Source organism: Streptomyces coeruleoprunus, from assembly GCF_039542925.1.
GTDB lineage: Bacteria > Actinomycetota > Actinomycetes > Streptomycetales > Streptomycetaceae > Streptomyces > Streptomyces coeruleoprunus.
The window spans coordinates 4,718,306-4,734,068 of the sequence record NZ_BAABIT010000001.1; the positions used below are offsets into that span (position 1 = coordinate 4,718,306).

Genomic DNA, 15,763 nt, shown 5'->3' on the forward strand with positions numbered 1-15,763 from the left:
CCCCATGAGCAACGAACCGCCGACGCCCGGTCAGCCGCCCGACGAGGACCCCTTCCGCAAGCCGCCCCCGGACTCCACCCCGCCCTCGGGACCCCCACCGCCGCCACCGCCCTCCGGCGGAGGCGGCGCCCCGCCTCCGCCACCGCCGCCCCCACCCCCGCCGGGCGGCGGCGGGCCGTACGGCGGCGGCCCCTACGACCGGGGCCCGTACGGCGGCGGGCCCTACGGCGGTGGCCCGTACGGTTACGGCGGGACCGATCCGCTCGCCGGGATGCCCCCGCTCGCCGACACCGGCAAGCGCATCCTGGCCCGTATCGTCGACTGGCTGATCATCGTCGTACCGCTCGCGCTCATCGGCATCCCGTTCGACATCTACCGGCGCGTCTCGGAGGACTCCGACGACGTGGCCGAGGTGTGGCAGACCGGCGAGGGCAACCAGTGGGTCTTCCAGCTCATCTCGATCGTCGCGTACGTCGCGTACGACACGTACTTCACCCAGCGGAACGGGCAGACGCTCGGCAAGCGGCTGATGGGGCTGCGGGTGGCGATGCTCAACGACGGCAGCGTGCCGACCGTGAACGCGTCCCTGATCCGGGCGCTCGTGCTGTGGCTGCCCGCGCTGATCTGCTGCGCCTGTCTGTGGCCGCTGCTGCTGCTCATCCTGATCGTCGTCGACAAGCCCTACAAACAGGGCCTGCACGACAAGGCCGCGAAGACCGTGGTCGTGTCGACGGCGCACTGAGCGGGCGCGGTGCGCGCGGTCCCGGGCGTCGGCGGGCCCGGGCTGTCGGCGGAGGCGCCTCAGTGGCGCAGGGAGTGCTCGCCCGTACGGGCGCGGGCGCGCGGGCCGGGCACCCGCGCCGAGGGGCCGGAGACGGCTGCGGAGGCGGCCGCGGCCCTCGCCCGCCGGACGGGCGCGGCGAGCGTGACGAGCAGGCCGAGCAGCAGGGCGACGACGCCGATGAGGGCGACGCCGGCACCGGCGGGGTCGAAGAGGAGGAGCAGGGCGACGGTCGAGCAGACGACAGTGGCCGAACCGTAGGCGAGCTGTGCGGCGGTCGGACGCGGCATGGCGGTTTCCGTCCTCGGTTGATGGAGTCTCGCGCGGTCGCACTGATTGACGACTCTACGACCGTGGATGCCCGGGAGGAACCGGCAGTAAGCGTGACCTAACCCACGGTGCAGAGCGCAAGGGGCGCACGGGGGCACCCGCCCCCGGACCGGCCGTGCACCGGCGGGATCTGACGACCCATATGCCTTGCAGTGGGGCAATACGGCCTGTGGTGACCGCAGCGGCGGGCGGGTGCCGCTCGCCACACCGAGAGGTGTCCGTTATCCGGACGGCGTTGTCCACATAGGGGCTTGGCCTGTTCAAGTCAAGACTGTCTTTTCTCGCGTAAGTCCGGTCGAATGTCGTCACTTGTGGCGCGACACCGCACGCGGATAACACTGAGACCCCCCATCCGCGTCAGGCGGTGCGCAGGGGAGGAAACAACAAGTGACCAGCAGACGACGGGCGTTCCGTGCGTCCGCGGTGATCGTGGCGCTCGCCGCGACCGCGGCCACCGCCGGCGCCCTCACCACGGCACACGCCGACAACCGCCCCGACGCGGGCATCGAGCGCGTCGACCCGGCCCCCGGCTCCGGCGCCGAGCACGGCCACGACCACGCGGCCGGCGTCGACCACGACCTGGAGGGCCCCTTCAGCGAGCAGCAGGCGCAGCAGCGCCAGGCGGCGCTGGAGCAGGTCCTGTCCGGCGAGTCCAAGGTGGAGCGCCGCGGCGCCTCCCAGGTCGTCAAGCTCGACGCGAAGAAGTACGTCGAGCTGGGCCGGGAGAAGACCGACAAGATCTTCACCATCCTCGTCGAGTTCGGTGACAAGGTCGACAACACGACCCTCGTCGACCGCAAGGACGACGACACCGACGAGCTGAAGCCGAAGTTCGGCGGCACGCCCGGCCCGCTGCACAACCAGATAGCCAAGCCGGACCGGACGCAGGACAACTCGACGGCCTGGCAGGCGGACTACGACCAGAAGCACTTCGAGGACCTGTACTTCGGTACCGGCAAGGACGCGAAGGGCAACCAGAAGCACTCGCTCAAGACCTACTACGAGCGCACCTCCTCCGGCCGCTACTCGGTCGACGGCGCGGTCTCGGACTGGGTGAAGGTCGAGTACAACGAGGCCCGTTACGGCTCCAACTACTGCGGCCAGACCAACTGCGCCAACGTGTGGGACGCGGTCCGCGACGGCGTCAACGCCTGGGTCGCCGACCAGAAGGCCAAGGGCAAGACGGACGCCGAGGTCAAGGCCCAGCTGGCGCAGTACGACCTCTGGGACCGCTACGACTTCGACGGCGACGGCAACTTCAACGAGGCCGACGGCTACATCGACCACTTCCAGATCGTCCACGCGGGCGAGGACGAGTCGGCCGGCGGCGGCGTCCAGGGCACCGACGCCCTGTGGGCCCACCGCTGGTACGCGTACGGCACCAACGCCGGCAAGACCGGCCCGGAGAACAACAAGGCCGGCGGTACGCAGATCGGCGACACCGGCATCTGGGTCGGCGACTACACGATGCAGCCGGAGAACGGCGGCCTCGGCGTCTTCGCCCACGAGTACGGCCACGACCTCGGCCTGCCGGACCTGTACGACACCTCCGGCGCCAAGGGCGCGGAGAACTCCACGGGCTTCTGGTCGCTGATGTCGTCCGGCTCCTGGCTGGGCACCGGCAAGGACTCCATCGGCGACATGCCCGGCGACATGACCGCCTGGGACAAGCTGCAGCTGGGCTGGCTCAACTACGAGAAGGCCAAGGCCGCCACGAAGTCCAAGCACAAGCTGGGCGTCGCGGAGTACAACACCAAGAACCCGCAGGCGCTCGTCGTCGAGCTGCCGAAGAAGAAGGTCACCACCCCGATCGTCAAGCCGGTCGAGGGCTCCACCCAGTGGTGGAGCAACATGGGCGACGACCTGAAGAACACCCTCACCCGCTCGGTCGACCTGACCGGCAAGTCCAAGGCCGAGCTGTCCCTCGACGGCTGGTGGGACATCGAGGCCGAGTACGACTACCTGTACGCCGAGGTCTCCACGGACGGCGGCGCCCAGTGGACCGCCCTGGACGGCACCGCCGACGGCGCGGCCCTGCCCAAGGACGCGAGCGGCGCGACCGGTCTGACCGGCGTCTCGGAGAAGTTCAAGAAGCTCGTGTACCCGCTCGACGCGTACGCCGGCAAGAAGATCGACATCCGGTTCCGCTACCAGACCGACGGCGGCGTGGCCCAGAAGGGCTTCGCGGCGGACAACATCGTCGTGACGGCGGACGGCGCCCCGGTCTTCTCGGACAACGCCGAGACCGAGGCCGCGGGCTGGACCTCGAAGGGCTTCTCCCGCATCGGCGAGGCGATCACCGACGAGTACCCGCAGTACTACATCGCGGAGAACCGCCAGTACGTCTCGTACGACGCGACGCTGAAGGTCGGCCCGTACAACTTCGGCTTCGCGGGCACGAAGGACAGCTGGGTGGAGCACTACCCGTACCAGACCGGCCTGCTGATCTGGAAGTGGGACACCTCCCAGAAGGACAACAACACCGCCACCCACCCGGGTGAGGGCATGATCCTCCCGATCGACGCCCACGCGACCCCGCTGACGTGGGCGAACGGCACGCTGATGCGCAACCGCATCCAGTCGTACGACGCGCCGTTCAGCCTGTACCGCACGGACCGCGTCACCCTGCACAACGCGAGCGTCGAGCAGCGCATCGGGGGCCTGCGCGGCAACCCGGTCTTCGACGACCGCAAGGGTGTCTACTGGTTCGAGAGCAACCCGCGGGCCGGTGTCAAGGTAACTGACACCAACACCCGGATCGCGATCGTCAAGCAGCCGATGAACGGCCAGACGATCACCGTCCAGGTCGGCCCGTCGACGAAGTAACAGCATCGTCGCAGGTCAAAGCGTGATCGGCCGTCGCCCTCTAGCGGGCGGCGGCCGATCGTGTTTAGGTGCACGTGCCAGTTTCTTATTGACACACGTTTCACGGGGGAGCGGTTCGGCATGCCCGGTGGTGGTTTCTGCAAGTTGCCCGGCGGCAGCGTGGTGGTCGCGCTCAGCCTGCCCAGCCCGGCCGTCGAGGGCGCCACGGTGCGCGTCCTCGTCCACGCGGCCAACCGGCCCCGCGCCCTGACCAGGCTGCGGAACCTGGGGCTGCGGGCGGTGTACCTGCGCGGCAACCTCCACCCGCCGACCCCGGACGAGATCACGGCGGTCCTGCACCACCCGGACGGGCTGCTGTGGCGTACGACGCCCGGCCACGCCCAGGAGCTGTGGCACCCGATACGGGCGCTGCTCCACCCCGAGCGCCACGACCGCCCGCGGACGGCCCCGGAACTCCCCTGACGGCCGCTGCGGGCCTCAGACGACCGGCTTGCCCGCCAGCTCCACGCCGGCGGCCCGCAGGTCCTCCAGCGCCTTGAGGGTCGTCTCCTCGGAGACCCCGGCGGTGAGGTCCAGCAGCACCTGCGTCCGGAAGCCCTCGGCCGCCGCGTCGAGGGCGGTGGCCCGCACGCAGTGGTCCGTGGCGATGCCCACGATGTCGACCTCGGCGACGTCGTGGGCGCGCAGCCAGTCCGCGAGCCGCACGCCGTTCTCGTCGGTGCCCTCGAAGCCGCTGTACGCCGCCTCGTGGGCGCCCTTGTCGAAGACGGCCTCGATCGCGCCCGACGCCACGGCCGGCGCGAAGTTCGGGTGGAAGCCGACGCCCTCGGTGCCCGCGACGCAGTGGGCCGGCCAGGACCGCACGAAGTCCGGGTCCGTGGAGAAGTGGTCCCCCGGGTCGATGTGGTGGTCCCGGGTGGCGACGACGTGCCGGTAGACGACCCCGGCGGACTCGCCGACCAGGTCCGTGATGGCGGCGGCGACGTCCGCGCCCCCCGCCACCGCGAGGCTGCCGCCCTCGCAGAAGTCGTTCTGAACGTCGACGACGATCAATGCGCGGTGCATGGCGGTTGTCCTTCGGTGGGGGAGCGGTGGATGGTCATGAACACTTGGGGATGATTTCGAGCGTAGAGACTTCCCGCCCCCAACGGGAGAGGGCGCCACCACCCCGCGGGGCGCCGCCCCTACGCCGTGTACTCCGTCACGATCACCGGCTCGCCCCGCGACAGCTGCACCGCCGACAGCGGCAGCGCGTCCCGCGCGGCGATGTGCCGCTCCCGCGCCGCCTCCAGCGGCTCGCGCGCCACCACCTCGCCCGCCTTCACGAGCTGGACCAGCAGCTGCCGGTCCACCAGCTCGTCCGGCACGGCGCCGGTGCCGACGACCTCCGCCTCGGCGACACCGTCGGCGTCCACCCGCCGCGCGGCCCACTTGCGGCCGCCGACCGACGCCTTGCCGCCCAGCGACTTCTTGGCCACCGGCCGCAGCGGCGCCGCCGGGTCCGCCGAGTCGGCGCGGGCGACCAGCTTGTAGACCATCGAGCACGTGGGGTGCCCGCTGCCGGTCACCACCTGCGTACCGACGCCGTACGCGTCGACCGGCGCGGCCGCCAGGGAGGCGATCGCGTACTCGTCGAGGTCGGAGGTGACGACGATCCTCGTGTCCCGCGCCCCCAGCTCGTCCAGCTGCTGCCGCACCCGGTGGGCCACCAGCAGCAGGTCGCCCGAGTCGACGCGGACCGCGCCCAGGCCGGGCCCGGCGACCTCGACTGCGGCCCGCACCGCCTCGGCCACGTCGTACGTGTCGACCAGCAGCGTCGTGCCCCGGCCCAGCGTGTCCACCTGCACCCGGAACGCGTCCCGCTCGCTGTCGTGGAGCAGGATGAACGCGTGCGCCGAGGTGCCGACCGTCGGGATGCCGTACCGGAACCCGGCCGCCAGGTCGGAGGTGGAGCCGAAGCCGCCCACGTACGCCGCCCGGGCCGCGGCCACCGCCGCCAGCTCGTGGGTGCGCCGGGCGCCCATCTCGATCAGCCCCCGCCCGCCGGCCGCCACCGCCATGCGGGAGGCCGCGGCCGCGATGGCCGAGTCGTGGTTGAGGATCGACAGGATCACGGTCTCCAGCAGCACGCACTCGGCGAACGACCCCTCGACCCGCAGCACCGGCGAGCCGGGGAAGTACACCTCGCCCTCGGGGTAGCCCCAGATGTCGCCGCCGAAGCGGTAGTCGGCCAGCCAGGCGAGCGTGTCCTCGTCGACGACGCCCCTGGCCCGCAGGAAGCCCAGCACGTCGGGGTCGAACCGGAAGTTCTCCACCGCGTCCAGGACCCGGCCGGTGCCGGCCACGACGCCGTAGCGGCGGCCCTCCGGCAGGCGCCGGGTGAAGACCTCGAAGACCGAGCGCCGCTCGGCCGTACCGCCCCGCAGCGCGGCCTGGAGCATGGTCAGCTCGTAGTGGTCCGTGAACAGCGCCGTGGACGGGACGCCCACCCGTCGCCCACCACCACCCTTCTGAGGAAGCGCTTCGCGCGCGTTTTCATCTGGCAGCCTGAGCTCCGAAGCGTTCATGGGGGGATGCTACCCCGAATACTCGTCAGAGTGACGATTTCTCGGACGCCCCCTTGTGCGGCGCCCCGTTTGTGCGGCGGCCCACCCCGAGTGGCAGCATTGGGGGAGTGAGTGTTGCTCCCGTAGAGATCGAACGCACCCAGCCGGCAGAAGAGAGCTTCGCCGTCACCGAGCCCGACGTGCCGTGGGTGACGATTGTCCACAACGACCCGGTCAACCTCATGAGCTACGTCACCTACGTCTTCCAGGCGTACTTCGGCTATTCCAAGGACAAGGCGCACAAGCTGATGCTGGACGTGCACCACAAGGGCAGGGCCGTGGTCTCCAGCGGCACCCGCGAGGAGATGGAGCGTGACGTGCAGGCGATGCACGGGTACGGGCTGTGGGCGACCCTCTCCCAGGACCGCGGCTGATGAGCGGCCACTTCGAGGCGCTGCCCGGCGGTGGCGCGGCGGTCCCGCTCGACGAGGTCGAGGTCGCCATCCTGCGCTCCCTCGCCGTCCAGATGCTGGAGCTGATCGGGCCCGGTGACGAGCCGGCCAAGGGCGAGGACCCGCTGGCCGCCCTGTTCCAGGACGGCCCCAGCCGGCCGCCGTCCGACCCGGCGCTCGCCCGGCTCTTCCCCGACGCGTACGGCGACGGCGACGAGGAGCTGCGTGCCGCCTCCGCCGAGTTCCGCCGCTACACCGAGAACGACCTGCGGGCCCGCAAGCGCGAGGACGCCCTCACCGTCGTCCGCAGCCTGGACGGCATGGTCATGGGCGAGGAGGGCGGCCGCCTGGAGCTGACCCCCGAGCAGTCCCGCAGCTGGCTGGGCGCGCTCAACGACCTCCGGCTGACGATCGGCACCCGGCTGGAGGTCACCGACGAGGACGAGGGCGGCGAGCTGTACCGCCTGCCCGACTCGGACCCGCGCAAGCCGATGGTGCTGGCGTACCTGTGGCTCGGCGCGCTCCAGGAGACCTTGGTCGAGACCCTCATGCCGTGACGGCTCCGCCGCGCGCCGTTCCCTCGGTGTTCGCTCAACGGACGCTCAAGTCCGGATAACGATCTCGTCATTTCCCGTGACCCGCTTTGGCGCGAAGGGTCCGCTTTTTCCGCATTCTCCTGTGAAGTGGGCCACAGGGCGGTTCGCCGGACATGCGGGCAGTCGTGATACATCTGCACGACCGCCGGGAGCGCCACCCATGTCTCCCGGGGGCGCCACAGCCGGCCGACCGCCGGCGGCACTCCAGCCATGTCCGGGGGGATCAGCGTGGAGAAAGGCGCACCACAAACATGACCTCTCTGCAGGTCGAAAAGGACCAGAGCGGCAACGCGGCCGCCGCCGACGGCGAGGGCTATCACCGGGGACTCGGTGCCCGCCAGATCCAGATGATCGCGATCGGCGGAGCCATCGGCACCGGGCTCTTCCTCGGCGCGGGCAAGGCCATCTCCAAGGCCGGCCCGAGCCTCATCCTGGCCTACGCCGTCGCGGGCCTCGTCATCTTCTTCATCATGCGCGCGCTGGGCGAACTCCTGATGTACCGCCCGGTGTCGGGCTCGTTCTCGGAGTACGCGCGCGAGTTCATCGGCCCCTTCGCGGGCTTCGTCACCGGATGGACGTACTGGCTCTTCTGGGTCGTCACCGGCATCACCGAGGTCACCGCGGCCGCCACCTACATGACGTACTGGTGGAACATCCCGCAGTGGATCTCCGCGCTCGCCTTCACGATCATCCTCTACGGGGCGAACCTGATCTCCGTGAAGCTCTTCGGCGAGCTGGAGTTCTGGTTCTCGATGGTGAAGGTCACCGCCATCATCGGCATGATCCTCATCTGCGCCGGCATCCTCACCCTTGGCTTCTCCGACGCCGGTGACACGGCGTCCGTGACGCACCTGTGGGCGGACGGCGGCTTCTTCCCCAAGGGCATCGGCGGGACGCTGATGACCCTCCAGATCGTGATGTTCGCGTTCCTCGCGGTCGAGCTGGTCGGTGTCACGGCGGGCGAGTCCAAGGACCCCGAGAAGACGCTGCCCAAGGCGATCAACACCGTGCCGTGGCGCATCGCCGTCTTCTACGTCGGCGCCCTGATCATGATCCTCTCGGTCGTCCCGTGGACGGAGTTCCAGCCGGGCGTCTCCCCGTTCGTCGCGGCCTTCGAGAAGATGGGACTCGGCATCGGCGCCGCCATCGTGAACTTCGTGGTCCTCACCGCCGCCCTGTCGTCCTGCAACTCGGGCATGTACTCCACCGGCCGCATGCTGCGCGACCTCGCGCTCAACGGCCAGGGCCCGAAGCTCTTCACGCGGCTGACCGCGTCCGGCACGCCGCTGATCGGCACCACGTTCTCGGCCGCCCTGATGCTCGTCGGCGTCTGGATCAACTACCAGTGGCCGGGCGAGGCGTTCGAGAAGGTCGTCTCCTTCGCCACCATCTCCGGCATGTGGGCCTGGATCATGATCCTCGTCTGCCACATCCGCTACCGCGTCAAGGCGGAGCGGGGCGAGCTGCCCGCGTCGTCCTTCAAGGCGCCCGGCGCCCCGTGGACCAGCGCGTTCGCGCTCTGCTTCATCGGCATGGTCATCATGATGATGGCCCTGGACGAGGGTGCCCGGGTCTCCCTGTACGGGGCGCCCGTGTGGGGCGTGATCCTCGGCGTCGCGTACCAGGTCCTCAAGGGCCGCGCCTCGCGCGACGAGACCGTCCGGAGCTGAGCCGGAGGGGCCGAAACCGGCCATCTGTCCAGCATGTGGGCCCTGTTGTACCGACCCTCGGTACAGCAGGGCCCGTCTGCTTATCCTGAACCCCATGCTGACCATCACACGGGCTCTGTACGACCAGATCGTCGCGCACGCCCGCGCCGACCACCCGGACGAGGCCTGCGGCGTGGTCGCGGGCCCGGCCGGCTCGGGGCGCCCCGAGCGCTTCATCCCCATGCTCAACGCCGCACGTTCGCCCACCTTCTACGAGTTCGACTCGGGCGACCTGCTGAAGCTCTACCGCGACATGGACGACCGCGACGAGGAGCCGGTGGTCGTCTACCACTCGCACACGGCGACCGAGGCGTACCCCTCCCGCACCGACGTGTCCTACGCCAACGAACCCGAGGCGCACTACGTCCTCGTGTCCACGGCCGACACCGACGGCGCCGGGCCCTTCCAGTTCCGCTCGTTCCGGATCGTGGACGGCGAGATCACGGAGGAAGAGGTCAAGGTCGTCGAGGCGTACTGACCGCACTGACCTGCCGCTCCACCCGCAGTGGTCCGCATGCCGAGCGAATATCGTCCGGCATGCGAGATCACACTCGGGCCCGGGGGCCGGGAATCGTTACGATGCCCGCATGGTTTCCATCGACGTGAGCGAACAGACGCCGGGCACCGTCCTGCTCGTGGCGCGGCTGCACGTCGACCTGTGCCGCCTCGCCAGCGCCATCTGTCCCCGCAGCGCTGCCGCCTGAGCCGCGGCCCGTCGCGCACGACCACCGCACCGCAGCACCCCGCGTGCCGCCCGCCCAGGGCGCCGCAGCCTCAAGCCCTGCCCTCTTCCGCCTTCCACAGGAGCCCACGCCATGGCCATCGAGGTCCGCATCCCGACCATCCTCCGCACCTACACCGACGGCGCCAAGGCCGTCGAGGGCAGCGGGGAGACCCTCGCCGAGCTGTTCGCCGACCTCGAGACCCGCCACACGGGCATCCGGGAGCGCATCGTCGACGGCGGCGAGCTGCGCCGCTTCGTCAACGTGTACCTGAACGACGAGGACGTCCGCTTCCTGGACGGCATCTCCACCAAGCTGGCCGACGGCGACAATGTCACGATCCTGCCGGCCGTGGCCGGCGGTATGGCCTGACATGAGGTACGACAGCCCCCTCGACGCCGTCGGCAACACCCCGCTCGTCCGGCTGCCGCGTCTGTCCCCCTCGGAGGACGTGCGCATCTGGGCGAAGCTGGAGGACCGCAACCCGACCGGCTCCGTCAAGGACCGCCCCGCCCTGCACATGATCGAGCAGGCGGAGAAGGACGGCCGCCTCACGCCGGGCTGCACCATCCTCGAACCCACCAGCGGCAACACGGGCATCTCGCTCGCGATGGCGGCCAAGCTCAAGGGCTACCGCATCGTGTGCGTCATGCCCGAGAACACCTCCCAGGAGCGGCGCGACCTGCTCGCCATGTGGGGTGCCGAGATCATCTCGTCGCCGGCCGCGGGCGGCTCCAACACGGCCGTGCGCGTCGCCAAGGAGCTGGCCGAGCAGAACCCGGACTGGGTGATGCTCTACCAGTACGGCAACCCGGACAACGCGGCGGCGCACTACACCACGACGGGCCCGGAGATCCTCGCGGACCTGCCCTCCATCACCCACTTCGTGGCCGGTCTCGGCACCACCGGCACCCTCATGGGCGTCGGCCGGTACCTGCGCGAGCACAAGCCGGACGTCAAGATCGTCGCCGCCGAGCCGCGCTACGACGACCTCGTGTACGGGCTGCGCAACCTGGACGAGGGCTTCGTGCCCGAGCTGTACGACGCCACCGTCCTCACCACGCGGTTCTCCGTCGGCTCCGCCGACGCGGTGACCCGCACCCGCGAGCTGCTCCAGCAGGAGGGCATCTTCGCGGGCGTCTCCACGGGCGCCGCCCTGCACGCCGCGATCGGCGTCGGCAGGAAGGCCCTCAAGGCGGGGGAGAGCGCCGACATCGTGTTCGTGGTCGCCGACGGCGGCTGGAAGTACCTGTCGACCGGCGTCTACACCGCCCCGACGACCGAGGCGGCCATCGAGACCCTGCAGGGCCAGCTCTGGGCCTGACGGCCCGCCCCCGGCTCCACTCCTAGTCCGCCGCCAGGTGGCGCACCTGGTCCCACACCAGTGGGTCCACACAGCCCACCCGGCGGCGGAACTCCCACAGCGGCACGTCCCGCAGCTCGTCCGTCTCCAGGAAGCTGGCCCGCCCCCGCGCGTCCCCGACGGAGCCCGGCGGCAGGGCGATCACCCCCCGCTCGTCCCGGTACTTGCTGGTGATCTTGGCGACGAGCGCCGAGTCGCCCCGTACGGCCAGGACCAGGCACGGCCGGTCCTTGGACCCCGGGCCGTCCTCGTAGGGCACGTCCGCCCACCAGATGTCCCCCGGCTCGGGCCGCCGGTCCGGTGCGCCCCGCGGCCTCGCGGGCCGCGTCGGCCGCTGCGTACGGCCGGCCGGGCGTCCCGGCGGGCGCGTACGGCCGGCGGGGCCGCGGCCGGGACCGCGTCCGGACCTGCCCCATCCGTCGGCCACCGCGACGACCAGCGCGAGGACCACCACCGCGCCGAGCGCGAGCCACCAGGACGTATCCATACCTCAGGACGTTACCGGCCCCACCGGCCGCCCGCCCGGCCGCCCCGGCCCCTCCGCGTCCATCCGAACCGGTGACAGCGCAGGTGAGTTCCCCCACAACGGGCCACTGCGGAGGAGCGCCCCGCGCCGCCGCGCCTTACGCTCGACGGACCGCACGACCTCCCCCGTCAGCGCTTCCCCGCTCCCGTCCACGGAGGTTCACGCTCCATGAAGCTCACCGTCGTCGGCTGCTCCGGGTCGTTCCCGTCCGCGGATTCGGCCTGTTCGAGCTACCTCGTAGAGGCCGACGGCTTCCGGCTGCTCCTCGACATGGGCAACGGCGCCCTGGGCGAGCTGCAGCGCCACTGCGGTCTCTACGACCTCGACGCGATCTTCCTCAGCCATCTGCACGCCGATCACTGCATCGACATGTGCGCCTACTTCGTCGCGCGGTACTACCGCCACGAGGGCGGGCGCTGCCCGGCGATACCGGTGTACGCGCCCGACGGCGCCGAGCAGCGGCTGACCACGGCGTACGCGGACACGCCGTCCGACAAGTCGATGAGCGAGGTGTTCGACTTCCACACGCTGAAGTCCGGCGCGTTCGACATCGGCCCCTTCCAGGTCCGTACGGAGCGGGTGTGCCACCCGGTCGAGGCGTACGGCATCCGGATCGAGCACGCCGGGAAGACCCTCACGTACTCCGGTGACACGGGCGTGTGCGACGCGCTGGACGAGCTGGCCGCCGACACCGACCTGTTCCTGTGCGAGGCGTCCTTCACGTACGGCAAGGAGGACATCCCCGAGCTGCACCTCAACGGCCGCGAGGCCGGCGCCCACGCGGCGCGGGCCGGGGCGCGGCGGCTGGTGCTCACGCACATCCCGCCGTGGACGGACGGCGAGCGCAACCTGGCGGACGCCCGCGCGGTCTACGACGGCCCGTCGGAGCTGGCCCGGCCGGGCGGGGTGTACGAGCTGTAGGCCGTGGCACCGCGCGTACGGCACGGGGAAGGCCCCGGAACCTTCGGGTTCCGGGGCCTTCCCGCGTCGGTGGACCGGGTCACGCCTTGGTGAGGTCCTCGACCTCCTCCTCGGGCTCGCGGCCCGGGGTGGGGAGGTTGAACTTGATGATCGCGAAGCGGAACACCGCGTAGTAGACCGCCGCGAAGGCCAGGCCGACCGGGATGATCATCCACGGCTTGGTCGCCAGGCCCCAGTTGAGGACGTAGTCGATGGCGCCGGCCGAGAAGCTGAAGCCGTGGTGCACGCCGAGGGCCCAGGTGAGGGCCATCGAGACGGCGGTCAGCAGCGCGTGGATGACGTACAGCACCGGCGCGATGAACATGAACGCGAACTCGATCGGCTCGGTGATGCCGGTGACGAACGAGGTCAGCGCGAGGGACACCATCATGCCGCCGACGACCTTGCGGCGCTCGGGGCGGGCGCAGTGGGTGATCGCCAGGGCGGCGGCCGGGAGCGCGAACATCATGATCGGGAAGAAGCCCGTCATGAACTGGCCGGCGGTCGGGTCGTTGTGGAAGAAGCGCGGCAGGTCGCCGTGCCACACGGCGCCGGCGGAGTCGGTGAAGGAGCCGATCTCCTGCCAGGCCACGGTGTTCACGAACTGGTGCATGCCGACGGGGAGCAGGCCGCGGTTGATGGCGCCGAAGATGCCGGCGCCGAGGGAGCCGAGGCCGGTCATCCACTGGCCGAAGTCGCTGATCACGCCGCCGATGGGCTCCCAGATCAGGCCGAAGACGACGCCGACGGCGGTGCCGATGAAGGCCATCAGGATCGGGACGAGACGGCGGCCGTTGAAGAAGCCGAGCCAGTCGGGCAGCTTGGTGCGGTGGAAGCGCTGCCAGGTGACGGCGGCTATCAGGCCCATCACGATGCCGCCGAGGACCTTGGGGTCGTTGTAGGTGGCGGCGATGTCCTTGCCCGCCTGGACCTTGGCCTCGGTGACCGGGAACGCGGTGAGGACGTTCTTGTAGACCAGGAAGCCGACGAGGGCGGCGAGGGCGGTGGAGCCGTCGGCCTTCTTGGCGAAGCCGATCGCGATGCCGACGCAGAACAGCAGGGGCAGGTTGGCGAAGACCGCGTCGCCGGCGGTGGCGAACACGGACGCCACCTTGTTCCAGCCGAGGCCGTCCTTACCGAAGACGTCGTCCTGTCCCAGGCGCAGCAGGATGCCCGCCGCCGGCAGTACGGCGATCGGCAGCTGCAGGCTGCGACCCACCTTCTGCAGGCCCTGGAACACGCCGGAGCCCCGCTTCTTGGCGGGGGCCGCCGTGGCGGTGGCCGTACTCATCAACTTCCTCCAGTAGGCAAGGCGCCGCCCGGGGAGAAAGGGGGACGGCGGCGTCTCGGGAAAACGCGGCACGGGGGACGCCGCGTGGTCTACACCAATTGTGGTGTAGACCTGTTGTAGCACGGTCGGGGATAGATAAGGAACCTGCGAATTCGTAACGTGACCTCCACGCCGCGTAGGCGGGGGAAACGCAGGACGAAGGGCCCCCGGACCGTACGGTCCGAAGGCCCTCTCCGTCGGGGTGCGCCGCCCTTCGCCGCCCGCTCCGCGGCTTGGTGACGTCCCGTCCTACGGCTTGGTGGTGTCCCGCTCCATCTCCGCCTCGACCTCCTCCGGCTCGCGCCCGGGCGTCTGCAGTTTGAAGACCGTGATCGCGAAGCGGAACACCACGTAATAGACGACCGCGAATCCCAGGCCGATCGGAATGATCAGCCAGGGCTTCGTGCCCAGATGCCAGTTCACGACGTAGTCGATCAAACCGGCCGAGAAACTGAATCCCGCGTGCACGCCGAGTGCCCAGGTGATCGCCATGGACGCGCCGGTCAGCAGCGCGTGCAGCCCGTACAGCAGCGGCGCCGCGAACATGAACGAGAACTCGATGGGCTCCGTGACGCCCGTGACGAACGACGTGAGCGCCACCGACAGCATCAGGCCCGCCACCTCGGGCCGCCGCTCCGGGCGGGCCGTGTGCGCGATGGCCAGGGCGGCGGCCGGCAGGCCGAACATCATGATCGGGAAGAACCCGGACATGAACTGCCCCGCCGTCGGGTCCTCCGCGAAGAACCGCGTCAGGTCGCCCTGCACGACCGTCCCGTCCGGCCTGGTGAACTCACCCGCCTGGAACCAGAAGAACGTGTTGATGAACTGGTGCATGCCGACGGGGATGAGCAGCCGGTTCGCCACCCCGAAGATCGCCGCGCCCCACGCGCCCAGGTTGATCAGCCGCTTGGCGAACCACTCCAGCGCGTCGCCGACCGGCTCCCACAGCAGCCCGAACAGCACGCCCAGCACCACGCACAGGAACGCCATCAGGATCGGCACCAGCCGCCGCCCGTTGAAGAAGCCGAGCCAGTCCACCAGCTTCGTCCGGTGGTAGCGCTGCCACACCACCGCGGTCAGCAGGCCGATCAGGATGCCGCCCAGCACGCCCGGGTTCTGCGGCACCCCCGCCGGGACGTCCTCCGTCACCGTGCCCTCGCGCGGGAACGCCGTCAGCACGCCCCGGTAGACGAGGAAGCCGACCACCGCGGCCAGCGCGGTCGAGCCGTCCGCCTTCTTCGCGAAGCCGATCGCGACCCCGATGCAGAACAGCAGCGGCAGTCCGGTCTCGCCGTTGAGGATCGCCGTGCCGCCGTTCAGCAGGACCTTCGACGTCTTCTCCCAGAACGGCCCGTCGAGGTACGCGGAGAACAGGTTGCCCAGACTCACCAGCAGACCCGCCGCCGGCAGGACGGCGACCGGCAGCTGGAGGCTGCGCCCGACCTTCTGGAGCCCCTGGAAGAGTCCGCTCCACCGGGACTTCCGCGGCGCGGCGGCGCCCTCCGTGCTCTCCGTGCTCATCGGGGGTCCTCCCGGAACGACAAGACTGGTGTAGACCAGTTGCGATAGGCTCCCCGGAGCCCGGCCGCGGGCGAGGGTGCCGGTGATCGTCATCATTGGGG

17 protein-coding genes are annotated in these 15,763 nt (G+C 70.5%); 11 read left to right on the forward strand and 6 right to left on the reverse strand.

Going from position 1 to position 15,763, the window contains the following annotated elements:
- The first annotated feature begins 4 nt into the window (after positions 1–4).
- Complete coding sequence (locus tag ABEB09_RS21085) at positions 5–742, forward strand: RDD family protein (protein ID WP_345691472.1); 738 nt, start codon at positions 5–7, stop codon at positions 740–742.
- 59 nt (positions 743–801) lie between these two features.
- Here ABEB09_RS21085 and ABEB09_RS21090 read toward each other — a convergent pair whose 3' ends face one another.
- A complete protein-coding gene (locus ABEB09_RS21090; RefSeq protein WP_345691473.1) occupies positions 802–1,071 on the reverse strand; it encodes a hypothetical protein in 270 nt (89 codons plus the stop codon).
- A gap of 427 nt (positions 1,072–1,498) precedes the next feature.
- On the opposite strand from ABEB09_RS21090, the gene ABEB09_RS21095 reads away from it, so the two are divergent.
- Both ABEB09_RS21095 and ABEB09_RS21100 read left to right on the forward strand, forming a co-directional pair.
- A complete protein-coding gene (locus tag ABEB09_RS21095) occupies positions 1,499–3,937 on the forward strand; it encodes an immune inhibitor A domain-containing protein (protein ID WP_345691474.1) in 2,439 nt (812 codons plus the stop codon).
- A gap of 120 nt (positions 3,938–4,057) precedes the next feature.
- The gene (locus ABEB09_RS21100; RefSeq protein ID WP_345691475.1) at positions 4,058–4,399 is read left to right on the forward strand and encodes a hypothetical protein; all 342 of its coding nucleotides are present in this window, start codon (positions 4,058–4,060) and stop codon (positions 4,397–4,399) included.
- Positions 4,400–4,414: 15 nt separating this feature from the next.
- On the opposite strand, the gene ABEB09_RS21105 is transcribed toward ABEB09_RS21100, so the two are convergent.
- On the reverse strand, positions 4,415–5,002 hold the full coding sequence (locus tag ABEB09_RS21105) for an isochorismatase family protein (RefSeq protein WP_345691476.1): 588 nt from the start codon (positions 5,000–5,002) through the stop codon (positions 4,415–4,417).
- Positions 5,003–5,121: 119 nt separating this feature from the next.
- Positions 5,122–6,378, reverse strand: coding sequence for a nicotinate phosphoribosyltransferase (locus ABEB09_RS21110; RefSeq protein WP_345694020.1), 1,257 nt, complete (start codon positions 6,376–6,378; stop codon positions 5,122–5,124).
- A 233-nt stretch (positions 6,379–6,611) separates the two neighbouring features.
- Between ABEB09_RS21110 and clpS the strand changes: the two genes are divergently transcribed.
- The 7 genes from clpS (at position 6,612) to ABEB09_RS21145 (ending at position 11,286) form a co-directional block, all read left to right on the forward strand.
- Positions 6,612–6,917 carry an ATP-dependent Clp protease adapter ClpS gene (gene clpS, locus ABEB09_RS21115; protein WP_345691477.1) on the forward strand — a complete coding sequence of 102 codons (306 nt, stop codon included), beginning with the start codon at positions 6,612–6,614 and terminating at the stop codon, positions 6,915–6,917.
- Positions 6,917–7,492, forward strand: coding sequence for a DUF2017 domain-containing protein (locus tag ABEB09_RS21120; RefSeq protein ID WP_345691478.1), 576 nt, complete (start codon positions 6,917–6,919; stop codon positions 7,490–7,492). Before clpS ends, ABEB09_RS21120 begins: the two co-directional genes overlap by 1 nt.
- 290 nt (positions 7,493–7,782) lie before the next feature.
- Entirely contained in the window at positions 7,783–9,201 is a 1,419-nt protein-coding gene (locus ABEB09_RS21125) for an amino acid permease (protein WP_345691479.1), read from the forward strand.
- Between the two features lie 94 nt (positions 9,202–9,295).
- A complete protein-coding gene (locus tag ABEB09_RS21130; RefSeq protein ID WP_345691480.1) occupies positions 9,296–9,718 on the forward strand; it encodes a M67 family metallopeptidase in 423 nt (140 codons plus the stop codon).
- A 109-nt stretch (positions 9,719–9,827) separates the two neighbouring features.
- Entirely contained in the window at positions 9,828–9,944 is a 117-nt protein-coding gene (locus ABEB09_RS21135; protein ID WP_345691481.1) for a putative leader peptide, read from the forward strand.
- Between the two features lie 111 nt (positions 9,945–10,055).
- The gene (locus ABEB09_RS21140) at positions 10,056–10,334 is read left to right on the forward strand and encodes a MoaD/ThiS family protein (RefSeq protein ID WP_345691482.1); all 279 of its coding nucleotides are present in this window, start codon (positions 10,056–10,058) and stop codon (positions 10,332–10,334) included.
- Between the two features lies 1 nt (position 10,335).
- Positions 10,336–11,286, forward strand: a complete 951-nt coding sequence (locus ABEB09_RS21145) for a PLP-dependent cysteine synthase family protein (protein ID WP_345691483.1) — start codon at positions 10,336–10,338, stop codon at positions 11,284–11,286.
- A 22-nt stretch (positions 11,287–11,308) separates the two neighbouring features.
- On the opposite strand, the gene ABEB09_RS21150 is transcribed toward ABEB09_RS21145, so the two are convergent.
- Entirely contained in the window at positions 11,309–11,812 is a 504-nt protein-coding gene (locus ABEB09_RS21150) for a type II toxin-antitoxin system PemK/MazF family toxin (protein WP_345691484.1), read from the reverse strand.
- Between the two features lie 207 nt (positions 11,813–12,019).
- Between ABEB09_RS21150 and ABEB09_RS21155 the strand changes: the two genes are divergently transcribed.
- A complete protein-coding gene (locus ABEB09_RS21155) occupies positions 12,020–12,772 on the forward strand; it encodes an MBL fold metallo-hydrolase (RefSeq protein WP_345691485.1) in 753 nt (250 codons plus the stop codon).
- Positions 12,773–12,851: 79 nt separating this feature from the next.
- Here the strand turns inward: ABEB09_RS21155 and ABEB09_RS21160 are convergent, their stop codons facing one another.
- Together ABEB09_RS21160 and ABEB09_RS21165 are read right to left on the reverse strand one after the other, a co-directional pair.
- Positions 12,852–14,102, reverse strand: a complete 1,251-nt coding sequence (locus ABEB09_RS21160; RefSeq protein WP_345691486.1) for a PTS transporter subunit EIIC — start codon at positions 14,100–14,102, stop codon at positions 12,852–12,854.
- Between the two features lie 288 nt (positions 14,103–14,390).
- On the reverse strand, positions 14,391–15,662 hold the full coding sequence (locus ABEB09_RS21165; RefSeq protein WP_345691487.1) for a PTS transporter subunit EIIC: 1,272 nt from the start codon (positions 15,660–15,662) through the stop codon (positions 14,391–14,393).
- Positions 15,663–15,763 lie beyond the last annotated feature (101 nt).